Annotated in this window: 22 protein-coding genes and 1 tRNA gene; 15 read left to right on the plus strand and 8 right to left on the minus strand. The window is 43.2% G+C overall.

Annotation, left to right across the window (positions count from 1 at the left end; translation table 11 throughout):
* Positions 1-44: 44 nt before the first annotated feature.
* The 4 genes from B158_RS0100955 to B158_RS13200 all read left to right on the plus strand — a co-directional run bounded on the left by B158_RS0100955 (position 45) and on the right by B158_RS13200 (position 4,389).
* Positions 45-968 (plus strand): energy transducer TonB, encoded by a 924-nt coding sequence (locus B158_RS0100955; RefSeq protein ID WP_018623447.1) that lies wholly within the window; start codon positions 45-47, stop codon positions 966-968.
* Between the two features lie 47 nt (positions 969-1,015).
* Positions 1,016-1,576: a YqgE/AlgH family protein gene (locus tag B158_RS0100960; RefSeq protein ID WP_018623448.1), complete on the plus strand. Its 561-nt coding sequence runs from the start codon at positions 1,016-1,018 to the stop codon at positions 1,574-1,576.
* A complete protein-coding gene (gene ruvX / locus B158_RS0100965) occupies positions 1,576-2,013 on the plus strand; it encodes a Holliday junction resolvase RuvX (RefSeq protein WP_018623449.1) in 438 nt (145 codons plus the stop codon). The genes B158_RS0100960 and ruvX overlap by 1 nt, the downstream gene beginning before the upstream one ends.
* A 114-nt stretch (positions 2,014-2,127) precedes the next feature.
* On the plus strand, positions 2,128-4,389 hold the full coding sequence (locus B158_RS13200; protein ID WP_018623450.1) for a bifunctional diguanylate cyclase/phosphodiesterase: 2,262 nt from the start codon (positions 2,128-2,130) through the stop codon (positions 4,387-4,389).
* Between the two features lie 116 nt (positions 4,390-4,505).
* Here the strand turns inward: B158_RS13200 and B158_RS0100975 are convergent, their stop codons facing one another.
* Both B158_RS0100975 and B158_RS0100980 read right to left on the minus strand, forming a co-directional pair.
* Entirely contained in the window at positions 4,506-5,645 is a 1,140-nt protein-coding gene (locus B158_RS0100975; RefSeq protein ID WP_018623451.1) for a PilT/PilU family type 4a pilus ATPase, read from the minus strand.
* Between the two features lie 9 nt (positions 5,646-5,654).
* Positions 5,655-6,689 carry a type IV pilus twitching motility protein PilT gene (locus tag B158_RS0100980; RefSeq protein WP_018623452.1) on the minus strand — a complete coding sequence of 345 codons (1,035 nt, stop codon included), beginning with the start codon at positions 6,687-6,689 and terminating at the stop codon, positions 5,655-5,657.
* Positions 6,690-6,727: 38 nt separating this feature from the next.
* Here B158_RS0100980 and B158_RS0100985 point away from each other — a divergent pair, with 38 nt between their 5' ends.
* The 7 genes from B158_RS0100985 to B158_RS12810 all read left to right on the plus strand — a co-directional run bounded on the left by B158_RS0100985 (position 6,728) and on the right by B158_RS12810 (position 12,643).
* A complete protein-coding gene (locus B158_RS0100985; RefSeq protein ID WP_026309171.1) occupies positions 6,728-7,411 on the plus strand; it encodes a YggS family pyridoxal phosphate-dependent enzyme in 684 nt (227 codons plus the stop codon).
* 127 nt (positions 7,412-7,538) lie between these two features.
* The gene (proC, locus tag B158_RS0100990; RefSeq protein WP_018623454.1) at positions 7,539-8,396 is read left to right on the plus strand and encodes a pyrroline-5-carboxylate reductase; all 858 of its coding nucleotides are present in this window, start codon (positions 7,539-7,541) and stop codon (positions 8,394-8,396) included.
* Between the two features lie 22 nt (positions 8,397-8,418).
* Positions 8,419-9,006 (plus strand): YggT family protein, encoded by a 588-nt coding sequence (locus tag B158_RS0100995; RefSeq protein WP_018623455.1) that lies wholly within the window; start codon positions 8,419-8,421, stop codon positions 9,004-9,006.
* Positions 9,007-9,152: 146 nt separating this feature from the next.
* A complete protein-coding gene (locus B158_RS0101000; protein WP_018623456.1) occupies positions 9,153-9,602 on the plus strand; it encodes a DUF4426 domain-containing protein in 450 nt (149 codons plus the stop codon).
* A 114-nt stretch (positions 9,603-9,716) separates the two neighbouring features.
* Positions 9,717-10,349, plus strand: a complete 633-nt coding sequence (gene rdgB / locus B158_RS0101005; protein WP_018623457.1) for an RdgB/HAM1 family non-canonical purine NTP pyrophosphatase — start codon at positions 9,717-9,719, stop codon at positions 10,347-10,349.
* Positions 10,350-10,354: 5 nt separating this feature from the next.
* On the plus strand, positions 10,355-11,587 hold the full coding sequence (gene hemW, locus B158_RS12805; RefSeq protein ID WP_018623458.1) for a radical SAM family heme chaperone HemW: 1,233 nt from the start codon (positions 10,355-10,357) through the stop codon (positions 11,585-11,587).
* A gap of 48 nt (positions 11,588-11,635) precedes the next feature.
* Positions 11,636-12,643, plus strand: a complete 1,008-nt coding sequence (locus B158_RS12810; RefSeq protein WP_018623459.1) for an META domain-containing protein — start codon at positions 11,636-11,638, stop codon at positions 12,641-12,643.
* Positions 12,644-13,005: 362 nt separating this feature from the next.
* Here B158_RS12810 and trmB read toward each other — a convergent pair whose 3' ends face one another.
* A complete protein-coding gene (gene trmB / locus B158_RS0101020) occupies positions 13,006-13,707 on the minus strand; it encodes a tRNA (guanosine(46)-N7)-methyltransferase TrmB (RefSeq protein WP_018623460.1) in 702 nt (233 codons plus the stop codon).
* 172 nt (positions 13,708-13,879) lie between these two features.
* Between trmB and B158_RS0101025 the strand changes: the two genes are divergently transcribed.
* The 4 genes from B158_RS0101025 to B158_RS0101040 all read left to right on the plus strand — a co-directional run bounded on the left by B158_RS0101025 (position 13,880) and on the right by B158_RS0101040 (position 17,269).
* Complete coding sequence (locus B158_RS0101025) at positions 13,880-15,709, plus strand: SLC13 family permease (protein ID WP_018623461.1); 1,830 nt, start codon at positions 13,880-13,882, stop codon at positions 15,707-15,709.
* A gap of 11 nt (positions 15,710-15,720) precedes the next feature.
* Positions 15,721-16,776, plus strand: a complete 1,056-nt coding sequence (gene mutY, locus B158_RS0101030; RefSeq protein WP_018623462.1) for an A/G-specific adenine glycosylase — start codon at positions 15,721-15,723, stop codon at positions 16,774-16,776.
* Positions 16,777-16,826: 50 nt separating this feature from the next.
* Positions 16,827-17,102 (plus strand): oxidative damage protection protein, encoded by a 276-nt coding sequence (locus tag B158_RS0101035; protein WP_018623463.1) that lies wholly within the window; start codon positions 16,827-16,829, stop codon positions 17,100-17,102.
* A 91-nt stretch (positions 17,103-17,193) separates the two neighbouring features.
* Positions 17,194-17,269, plus strand: a tRNA-Phe gene (locus tag B158_RS0101040).
* 158 nt (positions 17,270-17,427) lie between these two features.
* Here B158_RS0101040 and B158_RS0101045 read toward each other — a convergent pair.
* The 5 genes from B158_RS0101045 to B158_RS0101065 form a co-directional block, all read right to left on the minus strand.
* Positions 17,428-18,507: an N-6 DNA methylase gene (locus B158_RS0101045; RefSeq protein ID WP_018623464.1), complete on the minus strand. Its 1,080-nt coding sequence runs from the start codon at positions 18,505-18,507 to the stop codon at positions 17,428-17,430.
* A gap of 1 nt (position 18,508) precedes the next feature.
* Complete coding sequence (locus tag B158_RS0101050; protein ID WP_018623465.1) at positions 18,509-19,429, minus strand: hypothetical protein; 921 nt, start codon at positions 19,427-19,429, stop codon at positions 18,509-18,511.
* Between the two features lies 1 nt (position 19,430).
* A complete protein-coding gene (locus B158_RS0101055; RefSeq protein ID WP_018623466.1) occupies positions 19,431-21,308 on the minus strand; it encodes an ORC-CDC6 family AAA ATPase in 1,878 nt (625 codons plus the stop codon).
* A 1-nt stretch (position 21,309) separates the two neighbouring features.
* Positions 21,310-22,173: a phosphoribosyltransferase-like protein gene (locus B158_RS0101060; protein WP_018623467.1), complete on the minus strand. Its 864-nt coding sequence runs from the start codon at positions 22,171-22,173 to the stop codon at positions 21,310-21,312.
* Between the two features lie 394 nt (positions 22,174-22,567).
* Positions 22,568-23,029, minus strand: a complete 462-nt coding sequence (locus B158_RS0101065; RefSeq protein WP_018623468.1) for a terminase small subunit — start codon at positions 23,027-23,029, stop codon at positions 22,568-22,570.
* Between the last annotated feature and the right edge of the window lie 183 nt (positions 23,030-23,212).

Genomic DNA, 23,212 nt, shown 5'->3' on the forward strand with positions numbered 1-23,212 from the left:
ACTGTCCTTTTTTGCTAGATATAATGCATGATGAATAAGAGCCTATGAGTCAGGTGAATCCAACAGCCGATAAAGAATTAGTTAAGCTCAACCAGTCCCCGGTGAGAGATGGTGATCGCCTTAAGTTCACCCTCTTTCTAGCTATCTGTTTTCACCTGCTGCTTTTACTAGGTGTACGGTTTGTGCTGCCTGAGTCAGAACCCAGCCAGATCCCTATTGCCTTAGATGTCACTCTTGCACAGCGAGAAAGCATCGATCCACCCGAAAAGGCTGACTTTGTTGGCCAGACCAACCAACAGGGTGCAGGTGAATCTGAAACGGCAGAACGGGCGACCACAAAACTTGAAAATTTCAAAAATATTGAAGGCCAGACTGATATGCCCTCATTGGAGCTGATTCCTGAGCAACATCAGTCGCAGCAAGCATTGCAGCTGGTAACCAGTGACCAGTCGCAACAATCAGTCGAGCAGCCCATTGAAACCAAGGACAATCAACAGAACACTCCCGATCAAATTGACAAGCCGACAGAAATTACCCCTCCACCGGAACAGCTTGAGCAGTACAACCTTGAGCAGGATGTGGTCAATCAATTGCAAACCCGCGGCCTCAAAAAGCGCCAGATTTCTGCAGCCATTTATGAGTCTCCCGCCGACGCCGAATATTTGGAGCTTTGGCGTAAGAAAGTTGAGCAAGTGGGTAATTTGCATTATCCGGAGCAAGCCAAGAGACTGGGTATTTATGGCAACCTGACTCTCAAGGTCAGCATTGATAAAGATGGCAGTCTGCTTGATGTGGTCATACTGAGAAGTTCCGGTGAGAAGATATTGGATCAGGCAGCACTGGACATTGTTCGTCTGTCAGCGCCCTTCGAACCGCTTCCAGAATCTATTCGCCATAATACCGATATTCTTGAAATTGTTCGAACCTGGCAGTTCAAACCAGACAATAGCTTAAATACCAGAAATTGATACAATAGAATCATTAATTAATCCTAAATTTTTGTGATAGTTTGCACATGGAAGCAATCCAATCTCTAGCCAATCATCTTCTGGTCGCCATGCCTAGTCTGCATGACCCTTTCTTTTCGCGCAGTGTGACCTATGTTTGTGAACATAACGAGCAGGGTGCGCTCGGACTTGTTTTAAGTCTGCCACTGGAAGCGACCTATGATGAGCTATTCAAGCATTTAAATATTGAAACTAACGGCAATGAAGATGACCGAGTATTGCTGGCTGGTGGACCCGTCGACAGAGAGCGGGGATTTATTCTGCATAGCCCGCTTGGTAACTGGGAGTCTTCTCTGACTATCAGTGATGATATTGCACTATCTACGTCGGAAGATATTTTAAAGGCCATTGCCCAACATCAGGGACCTGAAGATGTTGTCATTGCCTTGGGATATGCCGGCTGGGAAAAGGGACAGCTTGAAAAAGAAATTGAAGAAAACTCCTGGTTGTTTGCGCCTGCTGATAAAAACATTATCTTCAGAACACGACCAGAAGAGCGCTGGCTCAAGGCTACTCAACTGCTCGGTATCGACTGGACTCAGATCAGTGAACAGGACGGTCATGCCTGATGACTGAACTAACCGATGCTCAACGCTATCTGTGTTTCGATTTTGGGGAGAAAAGACTGGGAGTTGCAACCGGCATTCGCTCTCAGTTATCCAGTCAGGCATTGACTGTTCTTAACGTGACCAATGATCAGCCAGACTGGGCTCAGGTTGAAAAACTGATTAAGGAGTGGCGGGTTGAAGCATTCGTTGTTGGCCTGCCTCTTAATATGGACACTAGCGAGCAGCTGCTAACCCAAAAAGCCCGTAAATTTGCAGACCGATTGCACGGCCGATTTGGCCTACCGACCTATCTGCATGATGAGCGTCTTAGCTCCGCTGAAGTTAAGGATTACCTGTTCGAAATGGGCGGCTATAAAAAACTCAAGCAGAATCCTATTGATGCTTTTGCAGCAGAGCTTATCCTCAAAGGATTCTTCGAGCAGTACCACAGCTCCTGACTTGATATTTGTCAATTCGCCAGAAACCTGCTTATAATCAAGACAGGCTTGCTAACCCAGGCACGGTTGGATAACAGCTTTGAGTTTATTATCAAGGAGATAGCCAAGGGATAAATGCTGCGCAAACTATCAAATGATCAAAAGCTACTGTGGAGCTTTCTTGCACTCCTGTGGGTTAACTTTGTCATATTTGCCGCATTTACCTATATTGCTCAACGCGAACAACTGATTGAAAATGCACTTCAGCAACTCACTCACCAGTCAGAACTAACGGGCAACACCCTGGATGAGTGGATGTCATCTAGATTAGGGCTAGTTACCGGCCTAGCTACTGAAATTGCGAATAAAGCTCCCGACCAACGTGAATCAATCCCCCAGGTATACTTTGAGCGCATTGCCGAAACCGGCTTATTACAGTACTTAGGCTATGGTCTTGAAAATGGTTTCTATATTTCAAACCCCTGGTCCATACCTGACGGTTATGACCCTCGCTTGCGCCCATGGTATCGAAGCGGTAAGCAGGCCATGGAAGCTACCATTTCAGAGCCCTACCTCGGTGTAGATGACTACACCACAACCTATTTGGCATTTACTGCCCCAATTATTAAAGATGACCAGTTTTATGGAGTTGTTACAGGTGATGTCAGTTTCAATGATATCCATCGGAAGATTCTCTCCACACCAGTTAGCCACAATGGTCAATTCAATCTAATCAAGAGTAATGGCGATGCAATTCTCAGGCCGGTTGATCCCAGCACCGAAGAAACAACACTAGAATTCTTCTCCTCAAGCCTGTCTCGCGACCAGCTAAAGAAATCCTTAAGCGCCACTTCAATTACGGAATTTACCGGTGAAAATTCAATTGTCGTATTTTACCCTTTGCAGCATGTTAACTGGTGGCTTACCGCCGAAGTTGAAAAGAATGTATTGCTAGCACCGGTTTATCAAAACCTGACCAGCATATTACTGCTTTTTATGGCAATTGCTTTGACTACTATTTTACTGCAAAAGATATATGCCAGAAGAGTGTATAAGCCTATCCTGCGCAAAATGCAGACTGACTATCACACTGAGTTGCCAAATAAGAATACCTTTATCGATCAGATGCACAAGCTGACTCGCTCAAACCTAAAACATGGTCTATGTATTTTGGTTCACTTCAAGGATATTTCCTCACTACTATCCAGCTATTCTCAAACAATGGTACTCGACATTCAGCGAAAGACTCTTAAACGGATCAAGAATAGTTTTGTGCGGGATTATATCGTTGGCTCTGTTTCACATGACCAGATTGCACTTTTTATTCCTTTTATTAGCACTCCTAATAACACCTTTATCGAACGTCGATTACAACACCTTGAGTCAGTACTTAATGCTCCTTTCCACATCGAAGATAAGAACCACGAACAGCATACGATTTTGACGGCTATCAATCTTGCCAGCGCCAGATATCCAGAAGATGCCAGTGTTTTTGATATCATCAACAAAGCCAATATGGCGCTGTCTACTTTGCAGAACTCAAGCTCACATTACACTCAATACCACAATAATGTCATAAGACAACTGGCAACAGAGTCCGAACTGATACAGGCTTTCCATAATGCCATACAAAATGACGAGTTATCATTAGCATTTCAGCCACAAATTGACTGTTCGACCAATGAAATAACAGGAGTAGAGGTGTTCTCTCGCTGGTATTCCAAAGCGTTGCAAAAATCAATTTCACCACAGGTTTTTATTCCACTGGCTGAAAAACATCATTTGATTCGCAGGCTATCAATCTGGTTATTGCACTCTCTGTTCAGTTACATTAATTCATGGCTTAAATCGCGATTACCAGCGCCACGTTTCGCTATCAACCTGTCCAGTCTAAATTTACATGACCCAGTATTCATCAAGCAGTTTTTTCAGCTGATGAAAAGTTACAATATTCCAGCCAACCTTCTACAAATAGAAATTACAGAGCATATATCACTTGAGTTATTTTCTGATGGAGATAATCCACTGGAAGCCATGCGTGATCACGGTATTTCAATAGCAATAGATGACTTTGGAACCGGTTACTCATCATTAACCTATTTAAAATATCTTCCCATTGATACCATCAAAATCGATCGAACTTTCATAAAATCATTGCCAGCCAGCCAGTCTGATCTTGCATTGAGCAAAGCAATTATTGATATCGGTAAGGAGTTCGATTTAAAGGTTGTTGCTGAAGGTGTCGAGACCGTCGAGCAGCTCAACTTACTTAAGCAACATGGTTGTTATCAAATTCAGGGCTACTTGTTCAGCAAGCCCTTATCGGTCGATGAGTTATTTGAATTTATCGACAGATGGAGCTCTCATGATCACCCGCAGAGAATGAGTTCAAGATAGTCTTCTCAAGCATAGTCTTTTAAGCTAGTCTCTCAAGATTAGCTCTAGTGATAATCTTAATGCAAAAAGGCCAGCAAAATGCTGGCCTTTACCTTTTAACAAAGAATTACTAATGCTTAGAACATACGATTGCTTCGGTCATCATCCATCTCAACCTCCAATCCATCGGTACTTTCTGTCAGTGAATCTGCATCTTTCTCATGCAGCTTGATTTTCAGACGTAGGTCATTTGCAGAATCAGCATACAATAGAGCATCTTCATAGCTGATTTCACCTTCAACATAGAGATCAAACAATGCCTGGTCAAAAGTCTGCATGCCCAGCTCTCTGGAGCGAGCCATTAACTCTTTCAACAGGTGAACCTCACCTTTACGAATATGATCTGAAATCAAAGGAGTATTAATAAGAATTTCAATAGCTGCACGACGACCTTTACCATCTTTAGTTGGCACCAGCTGTTGCGCGATAATAGCTCGAGTATTCAATGATAAATCCATCAAAACCCTGGAGTGCTCTTCTTTCGGGAAGAAATGCAGAATACGGTCAATTGCCTGGTTCGCGTTGTTAGCGTGCAAGGTACATAAACACAAGTGACCCGTCTCAGCGAAAGTAATCGCATTCGACATCGTTTCTTTACTCCGCACCTCACCAATCAGAATCACATCAGGCGCCTGACGTAAGGTATTTTTCAGGGCTGTTTCGAATGATTCTGTATCAATCCCAACCTCACGTTGGGTAATGATGCATTTGTCATGACGATGAACATACTCAATCGGATCCTCAATGCTGATAATGTGACCCGCTGAATTGCGATTTCGATAACCGATCATGGCTGCCAGTGAGGTTGATTTACCGGTACCGGTTGCACCTACGAAAATAATAATCCCACGTTTTTTCATCGCTAGTTCATTGAGGATGTTAGGGATTTTCAAATCTTCGGTAGTCGGGATTTTAGTTTCAATTCGACGAACAACCAGACCTGGCTGGTTACGCTGATAGAAAGCACTGGCACGGAAACGCCCAATATTCTCAACACTGATCGCATATTGGCATTCTTTCTTCTCTTCAAATTCCTTCATCTGCTTTTCGGTCATTGAAGAATGAATTAGTGCTTCTACCTGAGCTGGCGTTAGCATGCTTTTGGTAACAGGACGAATCTGTCCGTTAATTTTAATACAAGGCGGACGATGTACTGTAATAAATAAGTCCGAGCCCTTGTGTTCCATCAAGGCTTTTAAAAGTGGATTGATATCCATTAGCGACTCCTAGAACTCTTCTTTGTTCTTGGCTTTCATTCGAGCATCTGTGCGTGACACAACACCTTTGCTGACCAACTGCTTCAAACTGTGATCAAGCGTCTGCATGCCCAGCGATAAACCGGTCTGCATTGCTGAGTACATCTGTGCAACTTTATCTTCACGAATGAGGTTACGAATAGCTGGCGTACCAACCAGAATTTCATGGGCTGCTACACGACCGCCACCATTTTTCTTCAACAGGGTCTGTGCGATAACTGCTTGCAGTGACTCTGACAACATTGAGCGCACCATTGCTTTTTCTCCAGCAGGGAAAACGTCAATCACACGGTCAATGGTTTTTGCCGCAGAGGTTGTATGCAGGGTACCAAATACCAGGTGACCGGTTTCTGCCGCAGTTAACGCTAAGCGAATGGTTTCAAGGTCACGCATCTCACCAACCAGAATGATATCAGGGTCTTCACGAAGCGCTGAACGAAGTGCGTTAGAGAAGCTGTGAGTATCACGGTGCACCTCACGTTGGTTTACCAGACACTTTTTACTTTCGTGAACGAACTCGATCGGATCCTCAATGGTTAGAATGTGATCATGCTTGTTTTCATTCACATAATCGATCATCCCTGCCAAGGTGGTTGATTTACCTGAACCCGTAGGCCCCGTAACCAACACCAGTCCGCGAGGTTCTAATGAAATATCCTGGAAAATTTTTGGTGCATTCAACTCTTCAAGTGTTAATACACGAGATGGAATGGTACGAAATACGGCAGCTCGTCCGCGGTTTTGCACGAAAGCATTAACACGGAAACGGGCTAAATCTTTAAGTTCGAATGAGAAGTCAGCTTCAAGGAATTCTTCATAATCCTTTCGCTGCTTGTCGTTCATGATATCGTAGATTAACGAGTGTACTTCCTTGTCTTCCAATGGCGGCACATTGATTCGTCGAATATCGCCATCAACACGAATAAGCGGCGGCATGCCCGCTGAAATATGCAAATCCGATGCATTATTCTTTACACTGAAAGCTAAAAGCTCTGTAATATCCATATGTTAGACCCCACACCTGATAATTGCGTTTTAATAATATGTCTAGGATAGCCTCTCATCTTGCAGATCTGCAACTACAAATCGTAAAAACCTGCGCTAAGCGACGGATTTTTAAACACAATGTGCAATTAATCGCTGTTAGTAAAAGACATTCTGCTGAAAGCATCAAAGAGGCTTTTAATGCTGGCCAACATGATTTTGGTGAGAATCAGGTCCAGGAAGCACTCGATAAAATCTCCGAGCTGTCAGATCTTGACATAAATTGGCATATGATCGGTGCTATTCAGAGCCGCAAGTGTAAAGACATTGCGCAACATTTTGACTGGGTACAAAGCGTTGATCGTCTCAAAGTCGCGAATAAACTGAATGAGCACCGAGCTGAGAATCAGTCTCCTCTCAATGTCCTGATTCAGGTAAACCTGTTTGGCGAAGACCAGAAAGCTGGGGTTGATGCTGAATCCTGCAAACAACTGGCCGAAGCCATCATGCAGCTACCAAACCTGCGTCTACGCGGGCTTATGGCCATTCCTCCTAAACAGACCGATCCACAAGTTCAATTCCAACAGTTTGAGCAAATCCATCAGCTATTTCAGGAGTTACAAAATCTATACCCGCAGATAGACACCCTGTCGATGGGCATGTCGGGCGACTTTGAGCAGGCAATCCTGGCAGGAAGCACCATGATAAGGCTTGGAACCGCTATTTTTGGGGAACGTAACTGATCCCTGTTGCAGGCCCGCAAAATAGCCAGTCAGGTCTGGCTTTGTTATGCTATGCGCTCTTTTGGTCAGGCCGTTCTACTTATCACCTGGGCCTGAGCTCACATTGACTTAACACATAAAGGTACTCATGTCTGACGCAATTCAAGCAATAGCAAACGCAAAAATTGGTTTTATCGGTGCCGGCAATATGGCCGCCAGTATTCTGGGAGGACTGATTCAGTCAGGCCTGCCCGCTAAACAAATTTATGTCAGTAACCCCAGTCAGGGCAAACTCGACGCATTGTTGGAACGCTATCCTGATCTGAATACCAGCAATGACAATGCCTATGTCGCTGAGAATGTTGACTACCTATTACTTTCAGTAAAGCCCCAGAAAATGGGCCTGGCCTGTAAGCCTTTGCAGGCGCTGGATTTAAATTGCTGTGTTATCTCTGTAGCCGCTGGCGTTGCCTGTCAGACAATTGAGGAGTTATTGGGTAAATCATTGGCTGTCATACGTTCGATGCCAAATACACCTTCTTTGATTGGTGCGGGCGCGACAGGTCTTTTCGCCAATCAACATACCAGCGAGCAGCAAAAAGCTGCTGCAACGGCGATTTTTGACGCAGTGGGCTTAAGTGTCTGGGTCAATGATGAATCCCAGATGGATCTAGTGACAGCCGTTTCCGGTAGTGGCCCTGCCCACTACTTCCTGTATATGGAGTCAGTAGTATCAGCGGCTATTGAACAAGGTCTTCCCGAAGCAACCGCTCGCCAACTGGCAGCGCAGACGGCGCTTGGTGCAGCACGCATGGTTCAGGACAATGCGGAACTTGAAATCAGCCAATTACGCCGCAATGTTACTTCTCCAGGGGGTACCACTGCTGCGGCGCTTGATGTATTAAATGATGGTGGACTTCCCGAATTGATAGCCAAAGCCATCAAAGCTTCCGTGGTACGTGGCAAAGAACTGGCTGAAATTGCCAGCAAACCTGATAATAATTGACCCTAACCGAGATCTCTGACGCATGAATCCTGTATTTACCATCATTGAGTATGTGATCAACCTGTTCGCCATGGTCTTCCTGTTGCGCGTTTTGTTGCAGCTTGGTAGCGCTGATTTCTTTAATCCCATTGCGCAATTTATTCATAAATTTACAGCACCGGTAATCAATCCACTGCGTTCCGTTTTACCGGATATCGGCAAGTTTAATTTGGCAGCCTTTGTTTTCGCATTAGCTCTGTTGACCGGCAAAATTTTTGCCTTTAAGTACTATTTCCTGTCACAGGCTGATGCTTCAATGCTCACAACACCAGTAATGCTATTCCTTGTTTTGGTGGGATTAGGCCCTATTTCCGGGCTGTTTATGGTGATTTCTAATTTGCTGCTGATTCTATTTATCGGCCTGATGATCGCCAGCTTTGTGAGTGGCGGTCGTTACAATCCAGGGCTAATCTTTCTGGTTCAGGTTACTCGTCCAATACTACGCCCGATTCAAAAGATTATTCCACCACTTGGCGGAACCATCGATCTATCACCAATGATCGTCTTGCTGGGCCTATTTTTCCTGCAAAGTGCTCTTTATAACTTTGGGGTCAGCCTGCTCAGCCAGTAATCAATCCCACTCGGCATTACATGCCCGGATATTTCTACGGTATTCGGGCTACTCTTCAATGATTCCTCCGTGTTATTGTATTACACTAATACTTTGACAGTTTTCTGAATTGAAAGCCTAATCATCCAGGGAATATTGGAGGTCATATGTACACCACAATCAAAAGTCTTATGTTGTCACTTGTTGGCGCAGTTTTCCTGCTCGCTAATACTGCCACGGCTGCAGAAAAGAAAGTCGGTGATTACATTATCTACTACAACGCATTCAACAGTTCCTTTTTGCAACCCGACGTTGCCAGTACTTATAAAATACCTCGTAGCGGTTTAACTGCCATTTTGAATGTGTCGGTTCATAAAGCTGGCGAACCCACTCAGCAACCTGCAGTTCCTGCCAACATTCAGGGCAAGGTAACCAATAGTCTGTCGCAATTCAAAAACCTGGCGTTCAAGGAAATAAAGGAAGAAAAGGCTATTTACTATATTGCTGACTTCCAGTTTAGACCTGAAGAAGATACCAGCATTGAGTTCACAGTTAAGGTTCCTGGAATGGAACGTCCGGAAACCATCAGTTTCAAACAGAAATTCTTTGCTGAATAATTTCTAGTTCACTAGATATCCTGCGCTACTTTTCTAAATCCAATCTGCATTTAGTTAAGTGGCGTGGCTTTTTTAAGCTATAATCCCTTATCTCACGCTCAATCAGATTTTTCCATGCAAAAAATTGTACTGGCATCCGGTAATGCTAAAAAAGTTAAAGAACTCAGCGAGCTTCTTGCCAGCTTTGACTATCAGATTATTCCGCAAACTGAACTCAATGTGTCAGAGGTTCCCGAAACCGGCACCACCTTTGTTGAAAACGCCATTATAAAAGCGCGTCATGCAGCAAAGGTGACTGGTTTGCCGGCCATTGCCGATGACTCTGGAATTGAGGTGGATTACCTCAAAGGTATGCCCGGCATCTATTCAGCGCGATTTGCAGCCCTTGACGATCCCGAGCACCAGGGCAACGCTGATGACCAGGCCAATAATGATTTATTGCTTGAGAAACTCAAGGGCGTACCGACCGCACAACGTCAAGCCCGCTACCAATGCATCCTGGTATTTATGGAGCATGCCGAAGACCCTACTCCGATTATTTGTCAGGGCAGCTGGGAAGGCCGCATTCTTGAAGCTGAAGAAGGTAATGGTGGTTTTGGCTATGATCCATTGTTCTGGAATCCCGAGCATCAATGCTCGGCTGCGTTACTGAGCCCCGAACAAAAAGCGGCCATCAGCCATCGCGGCAAAGCGCTACGCATACTGATGGAACAATTGTCTGCAATGCGCACCGCCAAGAACCTATAACCATCATGTCATTGTTGACCACCCCACCCTTATCCCTATACATCCATATTCCCTGGTGTATCAAGAAATGCCCCTATTGCGATTTTAACTCGCATGGTATTAAACAACTGGGTGGGCTGGACGACATTCCTGAACAGGCCTATATCGACAAGTTGCTACTCGATTTGGAGCAAGAATTGCCTTTTGTCTGGGGGCGAAGACTGCATAGCATCTTTATTGGCGGCGGCACGCCCAGTCTATTTTCTGCAGAAGGAATGGATCGCCTGATTAGTGGGGTGCGAGCTCGCCTGCCATTCGAAGGCGATATTGAAATTACCATGGAAGCCAATCCAGGGACTTTTGAAGCAGAGCGATTTGCCGGTTTTCGTCAGGCCGGTATTAATCGACTCTCGATAGGCGTACAGAGCTTCAATGCAAAGCATCTCGAACGATTGGGTCGTGTCCATAACCCTGAACAAGCTATTGCCGCCGCTGAGTTTGCCCATCAGGCCGGTTTTCGCTCCTTTAACCTTGATTTGATGCATGGGCTGCCTGATCAGACTACAGACCAGGCACTTTCCGATTTAAAAACCGCAATCGATCTCAATCCGCAGCATATTTCCTGGTATCAGCTCACCATTGAGCCAAACACTTTATTTTATCAGCAACCACCTACATTACCAGTTGATGAAACCCTGTGGACTATTCAGGAACAAGGCCAGTTACTGCTACAACAGCATGGTTATCACCAATACGAAATATCAGCCTATTCCCGCTCACCAGAATATCGTTCGCAGCATAACCTCAACTATTGGCAGTTTGGAGATTATCTGGGAATTGGCGCAGGCGCGCATGGCAAAATCACGCGACTTGATCTCAACCAGGTTGAGCGCACCACCAAAAGTCGTCACCCCAAAGATTATTTGCAAAAATCAGTAGCAGAAATTCGTACAAGCAATGCTATTTCACCCCATGAACTTCCTTTTGAATTCATGCTTAATGCGTTACGCCTACTGGAAGGAGTTCCAAGCGCCTATTTTGAGCAGAGAACAGGGTTACCGATCAATTCCATCCAGCCTATGTTAAGTCAGGCAATCAAAGACGGTCTTTTGTTAAACAGTAACAACGCCATTGCTCCAACAGAAAAAGGCAGTCTGTTTCTCAACGAGTTATTGCAGCGTTTTATAGATGAAATGGACATTTCTTCACAAACTAATACCGCACAAGAGAATCAAATTAATATAAAATCGCTGGACTAAAACTTATAAGCCACCATATAGTAAAAAAATACAAAAAGGATACTCGTAATGGATTTCAATAAAATTACCGCTATTAGTCTGCTCTGTTTATTTTCAATTGCAGGCTGCGACTCCCCAACCAACAACACTGAACAGGCTGTTAATCAGAACAGCATTCGTGTGACCACCGATAAGAAATCATCTAACTACATTTGCTCCCATCTGCTGGTTAAAACTGATTTAGTAGCCGACAAACTAACTCTCACCATCGAAGATAAAAGCTACCAGCTCAGCCAAACCGACAGCGCCTCAGGCAGTCGATATATCAGTCAGAACGAGACAGTGACTTTCTGGCAAAAAGGTGACAGTGCCAGCTTAGAGATTAATGGACAACGATACAGCAACTGCGAAAAAGTTACTGTACAGCAAGCAACAGCCAGTCGTAATAGTATTGAGTTGCCATTTACCGCCATAGGTAATGAGCCAGGATGGATGCTCAGAATGTCTGCAGAACAACTTGAATTGACCACAGATTATGGCCAAAACACCATCTCTTTACCCACACCTCAAGTAAAGCAGATATTGGGCGGTTACCAGTTCCACACCAAAAATGACGATCACAGCGCCACACTTACCGTTCATAAAAAGCTTTGCTACGACAGTATGACTGGGCGCCCTTTTCCAGCCTGGATCACTCTTGAGCTCGATGGCGAGACACTTCAAGGCTGTGGCGGTGACCCACTGGATCTTCTGGTAGGGATTGAATGGTTCGTTGAGGATATTGCCAATGAAGGCATTATTGATAGTTCAAAGGTAACTATCAATTTCAATCGTGAAGGTAAGATCTTTGGAACATCATCCTGTAATAGTTACAATTCAAGTTATGAGATTACTGGTGAAAGCCTAATGTTTACGCCACCAGTTGGAACACTGAAAGCATGCCCACCAGCCATCATGATGCAGGAACGGAAATTCCTGGATTTATTAGTTAAAGTCAACCGTTATGATATTGATGGCTTCGGCGCATTAATTCTTACCACAGATGATGGCAAAACCATCATCGCAAGGCAGCCTTAAGAAAGACGGCATTATGTAAGACCTTACCTTTCATCAGTTCACTCTTTCTGCAACCAAGTTCGAAAATAATTAGGATATTTTGCCGAGAACGTGGCATTTCATGATTGAAAAAGAGGAGTTACCACAATGGGTAATGACGATTTTGAGATCATGAAATAACAAAGTGTTGCTCTATTTTCAGCCGAAAGATTCGTTAGAAGTTCAAGGCTTGCAAGCTTCAGTCGCGCAGTTGGAGCCCCTTTAAATAATTAGGATATTTTGCCGAGAACGCGGCATTTCATGATTGAAAAAGAGGAGTTACCACAATGGGTAATGACGATTTTGAGATCATGAAATAACAAAGTTATCGGCAAAATAGACAATTATTTAGCTGAAAACATCAGATCCCAAACCCCATGTCCCAACCTTTGCCCCCGCGCTTCAAACTTAGTCAAAGGGCGCGAATCAGGCTTGGGTACATAATCCCCGGTTTCAGACAGGTTTTCGAACTCTGACATTGGATTTAGCACTTCCAGCATATGCTCGGCGTAGTTTTCCCAGTCCGTTGCCAGATGAAGAACACCGCCTCTAACCAATTTTTTATGCAGCTTTTGGCAGAACTCGGTTTGTACTATTCGACGCTTGTGGTGTTTCTTTTTGTGCCAGGGATCTGGAAAGAAAATCTGAATGCGGTCGAGACTGTTGTCGGGAATGCATTTGTCGATGATTTCTACCGCATCGTGATTGATCACGCGCAGATTGGTTAAATCATACTCTTCAGCCAACACCAGACAGGCGCCAACACCAGGTTTATGCACTTCGATTCCGATGAAATCTTTATCACGTTCTACTGAAGCCTGTTCGGCGAGTGATTTACCCATTCCGAAACCAATTTCCAGCACTACTGGCGCCTTGCGCCCAAAGATGGCTTCAAAATCATAAGGCTGCTCCTGAAACTCAAGCCCCATGCTTGGAAAATGTTCTTCCAATGCGCGCTGTTGTCCTTTGGTTAAACGCCCTTCTCGCAATACATAACTGCGAATTTTGCGGATTCTTTTTTCGCCTTTTGTTTCTTCGGAACTCACTGATTTGTCTCGACTTGCCGTAATTGGCGCGATTTTAGCACACTCTTTGTTCAGTTTTGCATCATTAGCTTTGGCCTGACAAAAAGGATTGCGAAAATAGGCCTAAATCAGTAAGGTGAGCAGTTCGACCCGGCATAAAAACAATGACATAGAGTAGGAGTGGAACTAAGGAATGCCGTTTCCTGATTTGCCCAACAATCACGCTCTTTTTGTGCTGTTACTGACGGTTTTTGCGTTGTACCTGTTTCGTCGTGATGATATTCCGCTCGAAACTTCCTGCGTAATCGTATTGCTAGCCCTGACCATTGGCTTTAGCTTTGCTCCGTTTCATAATTTCAATGGCCGCCTTGAGCCAATGCAGTTCTTCAGTGGCTTTGGCCATGAAGCACTGGTTGCTGTCTGCGCCCTGATGATTTGTGGGCAGGGCCTGGTGCGGACCGGAGCATTAGAGCCTATCGGACGATTTCTTGGCTCAATCTGGAAATCTGCACCACTCTTTTCCTTATTACTGACTTTATTGATTGCTGGCGCATTGAGCGCATTCGTTAATAACACCCCCATCGTGGTGTTGCTATTACCCATTCTGGTGAGCGTTGCGATCCGCACCAAAACTAGCCCTTCAGCACTATTGATGCCTATGGGTTTTGCCACCATCATTGGCGGTATGGCAACCACCATTGGTACTTCAACCAACCTGCTGGTTGTTTCTGTTGCTTCCGATCTTGGTTTACCTGACTTTGGTATGTTCGACTTCCTGGTTCCGGCCAGCATTGCAGCAATCGTCGCCATCATCTATCTATGGCTGATTGCCCCGCGCATTCTACCCGAACGTCACGCGGTCATGAAAAACACTTCTCCACGCGTTTTCACAGCTCAACTTCATATTGAGAAAGGCTCTTTTGCAGACGGAAAAACCCTCTCCGAAGTCATTAATAAAACCGATGGCCAGATGAAGGTCGTGCGCATCCAGCGTGGCGAGGAAATTTCTATCGTTCCAATGCCCGATGCCAAAGTTAAGGCAGGCGATCGACTACGCGTTATCGATACTCCGGAACACCTGAAAGAATATGAGCAAGTTTTAGGGGCCAAACTTTATCGTCGCGGTAAGCAGATCAGTGAGGATCACCCCTTAACCGCCGAAAACCAGCAGCTTTCAGAAATTGTTGTTACCCCAGGTTCACCACTGGCAGGGCGTACTCTTAAGGATGTCGAATTTATTGATCAGTATGGCCTTGTAGCCATTGCTTTGCACCGTGGTGATAGCGTTGTCGACATGCACAATAAAGGACTGGGCACGGTCACTTTGCATGTTGGCGATGTACTATTGGTGCAGGGTGGCCAGAAAGATATTGCCGAGTTTAAGAAAAGCGGCGAGATCCTGATTCTTGATGCCACCACCGACCTTCCAAAATCTCACCGTGCGCCACGCGCCCTTTTTATCATGGGCATGGTTGTTTTATTGGCAGCAATTGGCGCGCTACCGATTGCCATCAGTGCGCTTGGCGGTGCTATGCTGATGATTCTTGTTCATTGCATGACCTGGCGCGAAGCCATGCATGCCCTAAGTGCGCAGGTCATTCTAATTGTCGCTTCGAGTCTGGCGCTTGGTATCGCCATGATTGAAACCGGCGCTGCTGAATATCTGGCGCAGGCCTTTGTTTCGTCGCTCTACGGTGCACCTCCCGCTCTGCTATTAAGCGGCCTGATGTTGCTGCTGGCGCTACTGACCAATGTTGTTTCCAACAACGCAGCAGCGGTTATTGGTACCCCAATTGCGGTCAGTATTGCCAATCAGCTGAATCTTCCTGCAGAACCCTTTGTAATCGCGGTTCTGTTTGGTGCCAATATGAGCTTCGCCACTCCGATGGCCTATAAAACCAATTTGCTGGTGATGAGTGCTGGCGGTTACAAGTTCTCGGATTTCATTAAAGTCGGTGTTCCGTTGGTTATCCTGATGTGGATTACCCTGTCCATTGTGCTGCCGATCCTTTATCAGTTCTAACGACTATACACATGACAACACCTTGGTCACCCACAGACTTTTCTGCAAAGGTCATCGAGTATTACCATGCTCATGGTCGCAAGCACCTTCCCTGGCAAGGTACTCAGGATCCATACAAAATCTGGCTGTCAGAAATCATGCTGCAGCAAACCCAGGTCACCACCGTCATTCCCTATTTTGAGCGTTTTATAGAGAGCTTCCCAACGGTTACAGACCTTGCGCAAGCGACGGATGATCAGGTGATGCAACACTGGAGTGGACTTGGTTATTACAGCCGCGCGCGCAATCTGCACAAAGCCGCTCAAATCATCGAGACTGAATTTTCCGGAGTCTTCCCGCAAGACCCAGAGACTATTGAAACCTTGCCCGGCATTGGACGTTCGACTGCAGGTGCCATCGCCTCTTTTGCCTTTGGCCAGCCCACTGCCATACTCGATGGCAACGTTAAACGTGTGCTGGCTCGCAGTTATGCCATTGAAGGCTGGCCAGGCAACGGCAAAGTATTAAAGGCATTGTGGCAACGAGCCGAAACTAACACTCCACAACAGGAAACCGCTGCCTACAACCAGGCCATGATGGATCTTGGAGCGATAGTCTGTACCCGCAGCAAGCCAGACTGTCCTGACTGCCCATTATCCAAGCACTGTCTGGCTTATAACTCCAACAGCATTGAGCAATATCCCGGCAAAAAGCCCAAGAAAGCGCGTCCCAGCAAGTCAGTCTATTGGCTGATTAACATACGACAAGAAAAAGTCCTGCTGCATAAACGCCCACCCAGTGGCATCTGGGGAGGACTCTGGGCTCTACCCGAAGTTCAGCAGAAAGAAATGAGCCCTGATCAGATCCAACAGCTCGATCCCTTTGTGCACAAATTCAGTCACTACGATTTGCAGGTTCAGCCGCTTTTACTCAGTTCAAATGCCGATAAAGCATTAGTGGAAAAAAATTCCCATCCGAGTATCATGGAGCCCGCACAAGCAGACTGGTTTAGCCTAAACCAGCTGAACGAGATTGGCTTGCCCACTCCGGTCAGCAAACTCTTGGTGAAACTCCTCGAGGATTCCTAAGTTTTTTATTCCCAGGCAAACCACTCAACCGATGACAACTGGAGATAGAAATGTCACGCACCGTATTCTGCAAAAAACTGCAAAAAGAAGCCGAAGGCCTATCCTTCAAACCATACCCAGGTGAACTTGGCGAAAAAATATACAATGAGATTTCCCAGGAAGCTTGGACCCAATGGTTGAACCATCAAACCATGCTGATCAATGAAAAAAGACTCAGCCTGATGGACCCACAGGCACAGTCCTATCTGGCCGAACAAATGGAAATGTATCTGTTTGGTGGAGACTACGAAAAGCCCGAAGGCTACGTCCCAGAAGAAGACAAATAAAGGCCCGTAAAGCTAAGCCCATAAAATTGCCAATAATTTTAAGAAAGGGGCTTGACTTAAAGCCTCTCAATCGGTTTAATACGCGTCCTGCGGCCTGGTAGCTCAGTTGGTAGAGCGGAGGATTGAAAATCCTTGTGTCGGCAGTTCAATTCTGCCCCGGGCCACCATTATTCTATATAAAACAAGGCGTTACAGATGTAACGCCTTTTTTATTGCCTATAATTTATTCAGTGGGCTACCTATGGGCTACCCGCCAGGTTAATAGTAGATACAATTTAGACAATACTCTCATTTATTTAGAGATTTTAAATTATACTTTGTTTAGTTAAGCGATAATGTTGTTTCTTTTGAACCAATCTCTTAGACGCCTCAAAGTAATATACTTTGCTCCTGTACCCTTGTATTGCTCCTTAAAACTACTCCAATTAGAAATTATGATTCTTTTTACATTTTCTAATTGTTCTTTATCATTGTTTATAATTGCTAACACGCAGTCTGATAGATGAACATCTCGCTCAAAATTTAAAATTTCTATATGCTCCATTTTCGGGATTCCAACTCTCGGTAACAGGATCGCTCTGCCTTTTATTATCCCTTTCTTAGAACAGCTAACGAATTGCTTTTGTGATTCCCCACCACAAATAAGATCTTTTATATTTTTTGTGTGTACGAACTGAGCCCCTGTATCAGAGCTAAATTCCTCGACACTGTGTACTTGGAGCCCACCCCTTATAATTTCTACATTCGCTTTCACCATATCTGAAGAAAAATAGAATTCGCCACTTAAACTCTCTTCAAGCTTTGTCTTTCTAACCAGTTTTATTGCCACAGTGTGAACAGTTGCGCTATGAAATGTTTTAGACTCTAAACACTTCAAAACTTGTATCTCATAGTACTTCCCCAAAACAGCTCTGGAAGCCTCATCAACTTCTGAAAATAAAAGTGATTCAGGTACTATTGCTAAAATTCCGTACTCCGGCTCAAAAATTTCTAAACTCTTAAGTATATATCCCATTGCAGTACTGCATTTTATAGAGACACCTTTAAAATTGACTAGTACATGTTTTCCTTTTGCTTGACTAAAGGGGGGGTTTAGTAATAACAAGTCACAATCATCCTTGCTCCTCAATATTGAAGTCTTATTCATACTTTGAGGGTTTAATAAATCAGCAACGGATAATCTCCAATGTGGCTTCGCTTTTCTGAGAGAATTTATAATTTTAATATCTCTATCTATTCCAGAAATTTTGATATTTCCTGAGTACAAAGTTGAGGCCGCAATTAGTAAGTTTCCAGATCCGCATGTTGGGTCAACACAATGCCTTGGAATTGGAAACTCCGCTAGTTCAAGTAGTTCTTTAGCTACGAGTAATGGTGTGAAATATTGGTCTGTTCGAGTATACATTTTACTGAATCTTATATAGGTGGTATAAAGCTTTTCCCTCGGTTCTGCCACTTTTCCCTAATGGATTATCATATAATAGTTCAGCTGATTCAGGATAATCTATCATGAATAATACTGCCCCTAGACCATGCGGCTTTGTCCCAACAGGTGCTATATAAATATAATGATTTGGATAGCTTTCTCTAAGCCTAACTAAAATTTCATACACTTCAAATGGGCAACTTGCTCTAGCGGCCCTCAATTTATTAGCGCTGATTTTTTTTAACATGCTTTTATTACAAGTTACTGTATAAGTAGGATATTGCACTTTAAACCCCGGCACCCCAACAATAGGTATAACTTCTGGCGCAGGCTCTATTTCCATTAGTAGCCTTGTAGGCCGACTACCCTCAAAGCCCAGCATTGTAACAAATAATGCCTCCTGCCCCTCTTTAGGCCCGTCTAAAACTGAAAAAGTTGGCAGTGGAACCATGCTTTCAAAGCTTGTTGTCAAATCAAATACTGTTTCTGACGAGGGACTTGGATGTTTAGCGTATTTTCCTGGCTCAACATATAACACTCGACAATCGATTCCAAAGTTTTTAACAGTCCTTATTATTGGTGCCCAAACATTATGCCTCATGCTTGTAATATCTATTAATGCACTCCTATTACCAATTAGTTCTTTTATTCTGTTAATATTTTTTAGCTCTATTTCTTCTTTTGGCTTTCCTTCTACATTAACTGAAATCAATTCATGTCCAATGCGTTCAATTTCGATAACTCGTGCTGGGTCACTTTTCTTCAATTCTTGCCACAATGGAACCTCGCCTCTCGCTTCTTGCCCTTTGTGAGCTTCAGAAATAATGACAACCTCATCTTCGAGTAAGTTCTCTCTACTTATTTCACTTAACCTTAAAGTTCGAGGGTCAGGATACTTCATTTTACTCGCCACCCTCATAATATGTTGAGAAAAATGCTAGCTGTTCAGGCAACTCTTGTAATGGAGTGCTTCCTACAGACTCATCGCTTGATTTTATCAGTTTCGAAATAGCTTGAGCAGGATTGCTTTCAATAACTTGCAGAAGAGTTTTTGCGTCAAATGTAGTTCTTCTTTTCTTTCGGTGAGATATTTCAAAATAACCGGTAAAAATTCTATGAAGCCTGAACTCTTCATCTTTCATTTCATGCGGAGTGGTAGCTTTTGTCCTTGGCTCTTCTTCAAAAGCTAAATGTCCAACACCTTCTTTTAGCAACTTCAACAGTCTTTCCAGACTCACATCATCTCCTGTAAGAATAAATGAATTTGTTTCTGGTGATTTTGATAGTGGGTTCCTTGCAAATTCGAAGAAAACTTTACCAATTGCTAACACTAATCGTTTAAGTTGTACACCATTATCTGCCAGGCCCTCAAGTTGATTCAATCTTCTTTTGCCAACTTCTCTTGCAGCTAATGTTTGAGACTTAGGCGAAAGCGTAATCTCTCCTTCTCCTATTTGAGTATCTTTTATTTCTAACTTTAGAGCCTTATCTATCAATTCAAGAAAGTACCGAATATTTCCTGAAGATAATGTTATAAAGATTCGCTCTCCACAATAATACTTCCTTATTCTCTGCCCTTTATTCCCTTTAGATATCCAAAACAAGCTTGCATAAGCATGATTATTTAGCCTGTTTTTCCATACATCTTCATTTAAGTACCAATCCATAGCCAATTCTTTTATATCCTCATCAGTTTTTTCACTCCAATATTTAAGGAAGCTCAAATTAATACTGCTCATACTTTTAAAGTAATTTTTTACCTTGTCGTCCATGCTATCAATGGTAGCTTTAACGTCTTTTGCAATTTTTGCAGCGCCTAAACGCTCGGCTTCTTCTTCTAAAGTTAGCTCTTCAAGAAACTCTTTAATATTTTGCGGAAAGTTAATTCCTTGTCTTATTCCAAATTTGAGCCTTAAATTTGCAACAGCGTTAGCAAAGTAATCAAATCCTTCATCAACTATTTCTATTTCTTGATAGTCATCAGGCACTCTTAGAAGATCTTGACCATCATATGTTCGTTTATTTCTAAATCCGTTTTTTCTAACGCCCACTTTATATGACAACGGTCGCTCAGCATGCTTTATATATGTATTTAAAACACTTTGGTGCTGATCAGGCACGTTCTCATATTCATCTATACAACAAAATATTGTTTTCTCTCCAAGCAACCCCGATTCTTTTAACAAAGTAGCAAATAATTTTAGAGGGGATTCCGCTATTGAGAGCGCAGGCTTGTAAGAACTTTCACTATACAAATTATTAACATATATTTGTAATCTTGATATTGCTTTATTTATATTAGATGACAGCTCAGTTAAGTTAGAAGCGCCTTCAACTGCAAGATCTATTGAAATTTGATTAATGTATTCTTCATCTAGCTGCTTCCCTGTTTTATCTTGCAAAAAAGCGGTTAATAACACTAACTCTTTACATGCTAACAAGTTAAAATAATGCGCAAATAATTTCTGCCATTCCTCTTCAGTTGCTCCCCTTCCTTGAAAGACCTGAACCCTATTTTTATTCATCCTTATTAATATTCCTAGAAATTCCTGGTCACTAAAGCTTTGATTGCTTTCTACCAATCTCTCATATGTCGAATCAAACCTTAATGATTTTAGAGCAGTTGTTTTACCTGTACCCCTGCCTCCGATTAGAACACTGGGCCTTATACTTTGTAGTTTTGATAAGTAAGTTGGCTCTACAAATATTTCTTTAAAATGCTTATCTGCCCACTCAGCTCTATTTTCGTTAAATAGGTTCTCAAGTACTTCTTTTTTCATCTTACGACCTCTTAAAAAGTGGAACCCAATTCTCAGAACCAGGCGCCCAAAATATCGGTAATGTTGCATCTGGCACAGAGTGCTCAAATGCAATCAGCAGACCTATACGCTTATACCCATATTTTTTGTGTTCTTTTATTGCCATATAATGTTCAGTTGGCTGCAATCTTCTACTGTATTTATCTAAAAACAAGTCTAACTCTAAGTGAGTATAACCCTTAAGATCTATACTCTTTATGCTTATTGAATCATCTAACACATGACATGGAATTACCTGGACGCCACTAACGCTTTTATTAATCTCTTTCAATCCATTAATTGTTGTTGCTATAGTTACATATACCGCACAGAAAGGTTTCTTCTCCATTACTTTTTCAAATGATACTCCATTATAAAATTCTGTGTTTTTCCACATCTTAATGAACTGGTCGCCGGAACCAACAAAATCATCAAGAAATACCACCATATTGCCATTCTCAGCATGTATAATTGCTTTTCTAGTATCTACTAATAAATCATCTGGTATTTCTAATAACTGTCTTGCTTTCCTTACAATATAATATCCAGAATCTGTGATACTAGAACTTTCTCCTTTCACAGGTGTAAAATAAGCCGTGTTAATTTTATCAGTGATATCAGTTATTGAACCCAGCGAGTCATATGCTGACTGTAATAATTTATCCGTGAATCGTTGACTGTAAAAAATAAAATGGTCTAGCAATATTGTTGCTATTTCTTTATCTTCAGGCTCAAAATTGTTGAGCCATCCTCTAGGATCTAGTTTTTGCTCTTCCGCCCATAACCCACAAGCACTTAATGCTTCACATTTACTTATTACTTCTTTCTGGTATACGTCCCCGCGCACTTTATTTTCCTCTAGTTAGTTTTTTCCTTTGAATTCTCACAAGGGTGATTATGGATAAGAACTAATAGAATATTACTATTTACTGGTGTTATTTTATCCCTCAAGGAACTAAGAATAGTTGAAACTCTCTTATATTGCTATAAAGGTTTACTATAATTGAATTATATACTCACTTACACTATAGCAACCTTATATATGCATCAAGTTACGTCTTGATCCACATCCTCATACACCAATGATTATATCCTTTTACTATGTACCAGATAGGCAATTTAAGCCAGATCCAGTATTTCTTCTCGCCCCATTCACTTCACTATAGTTATGTTTTAGGGTTGTAACTCCCCAAATTTTTCATATCCCTTGGACGACTAGTTCGGAGTTAATAGGCTTAGTTTTATAGTTCATCTTTTGCAATACTGAGCAAAGCCTCGTCGATTTCGTCTAACAAGATCACCTTGATCTCTTTCTCAGTTTTTACCCCTAACAATTGAGGCGCTGCTCGGCTTGGAATTTGCCGAAGCCTCGCTTTGATTTCGTGAGCCGCCTCGTTATATTGGCGTTCGATCTCGTCGAGCAATGCGACCTCGCCTTTCGCCTTAGCGGTTTTGATTTCGGCGAGCTCTGCGTCTGCTTTCTGTTTACGGGCTTCCCAACTAAGCGGCTCGTCCTGTTTAGCTTCATGCTCCTTCTTAGCTTCCTTCTCTTTCCAATCCATTACATCCGCTATACTGATCACCCATTCTTTCTTTTGATTACCCTTTTTGATCACTGGACAACCTTTAGCAAACCAGGCTTTTATAGTTGCCGGCCTTTTATTTAAAAGGGCTGCAGCCTCATTTAGATTAACTGTTTTCATATTCACTCGTCGTCGTCGGTTACTGAAAAATCGCCTCGCACAATGTAAACTGCGCGCAGCCGCGCACCCTTATAGCTCAAGTCCCCGGAAGGACCCAAAACAATCGAAGAAGAAAAGGATCACCCCCTCCCCTCCCCTTTGTATCTCGCCGGCCTAAACATATTATTACCGTGTGTTATAGCG

Origin of the sequence: Kangiella aquimarina DSM 16071 (assembly GCF_000374105.1) — a bacterium.
In the GTDB taxonomy this organism is placed as follows: Bacteria; Pseudomonadota; Gammaproteobacteria; order Enterobacterales; family Kangiellaceae; genus Kangiella; species Kangiella aquimarina.

Coding starts and splice junctions, on each gene's coding strand:
- B158_RS0100955 (WP_018623447.1), top strand. CDS start 45: ATGAGTCAGGTGAATCCAACAGCCGATAAAGAATTAGTTAAGCTCAAC.
- B158_RS0100960 (WP_018623448.1), top strand. CDS start 1,016: ATGGAAGCAATCCAATCTCTAGCCAATCATCTTCTGGTCGCCATGCCT.
- ruvX (WP_018623449.1), top strand. CDS start 1,576: ATGACTGAACTAACCGATGCTCAACGCTATCTGTGTTTCGATTTTGGG.
- B158_RS13200 (WP_018623450.1), top strand. CDS start 2,128: ATGCTGCGCAAACTATCAAATGATCAAAAGCTACTGTGGAGCTTTCTT.
- B158_RS0100975 (WP_018623451.1), bottom strand. CDS start 5,645: ATGGATATCAATCCACTTTTAAAAGCCTTGATGGAACACAAGGGCTCG.
- B158_RS0100980 (WP_018623452.1), bottom strand. CDS start 6,689: ATGGATATTACAGAGCTTTTAGCTTTCAGTGTAAAGAATAATGCATCG.
- B158_RS0100985 (WP_026309171.1), top strand. CDS start 6,728: ATGTCTAGGATAGCCTCTCATCTTGCAGATCTGCAACTACAAATCGTA.
- proC (WP_018623454.1), top strand. CDS start 7,539: ATGTCTGACGCAATTCAAGCAATAGCAAACGCAAAAATTGGTTTTATC.
- B158_RS0100995 (WP_018623455.1), top strand. CDS start 8,419: ATGAATCCTGTATTTACCATCATTGAGTATGTGATCAACCTGTTCGCC.
- B158_RS0101000 (WP_018623456.1), top strand. CDS start 9,153: ATGTACACCACAATCAAAAGTCTTATGTTGTCACTTGTTGGCGCAGTT.
- rdgB (WP_018623457.1), top strand. CDS start 9,717: ATGCAAAAAATTGTACTGGCATCCGGTAATGCTAAAAAAGTTAAAGAA.
- hemW (WP_018623458.1), top strand. CDS start 10,355: ATGTCATTGTTGACCACCCCACCCTTATCCCTATACATCCATATTCCC.
- B158_RS12810 (WP_018623459.1), top strand. CDS start 11,636: ATGGATTTCAATAAAATTACCGCTATTAGTCTGCTCTGTTTATTTTCA.
- B158_RS0101025 (WP_018623461.1), top strand. CDS start 13,880: ATGCCGTTTCCTGATTTGCCCAACAATCACGCTCTTTTTGTGCTGTTA.
- mutY (WP_018623462.1), top strand. CDS start 15,721: ATGACAACACCTTGGTCACCCACAGACTTTTCTGCAAAGGTCATCGAG.
- B158_RS0101035 (WP_018623463.1), top strand. CDS start 16,827: ATGTCACGCACCGTATTCTGCAAAAAACTGCAAAAAGAAGCCGAAGGC.
- B158_RS0101045 (WP_018623464.1), bottom strand. CDS start 18,507: ATGTATACTCGAACAGACCAATATTTCACACCATTACTCGTAGCTAAA.
- B158_RS0101050 (WP_018623465.1), bottom strand. CDS start 19,429: ATGAAGTATCCTGACCCTCGAACTTTAAGGTTAAGTGAAATAAGTAGA.
- B158_RS0101055 (WP_018623466.1), bottom strand. CDS start 21,308: ATGAAAAAAGAAGTACTTGAGAACCTATTTAACGAAAATAGAGCTGAG.
- B158_RS0101065 (WP_018623468.1), bottom strand. CDS start 23,029: ATGAAAACAGTTAATCTAAATGAGGCTGCAGCCCTTTTAAATAAAAGG.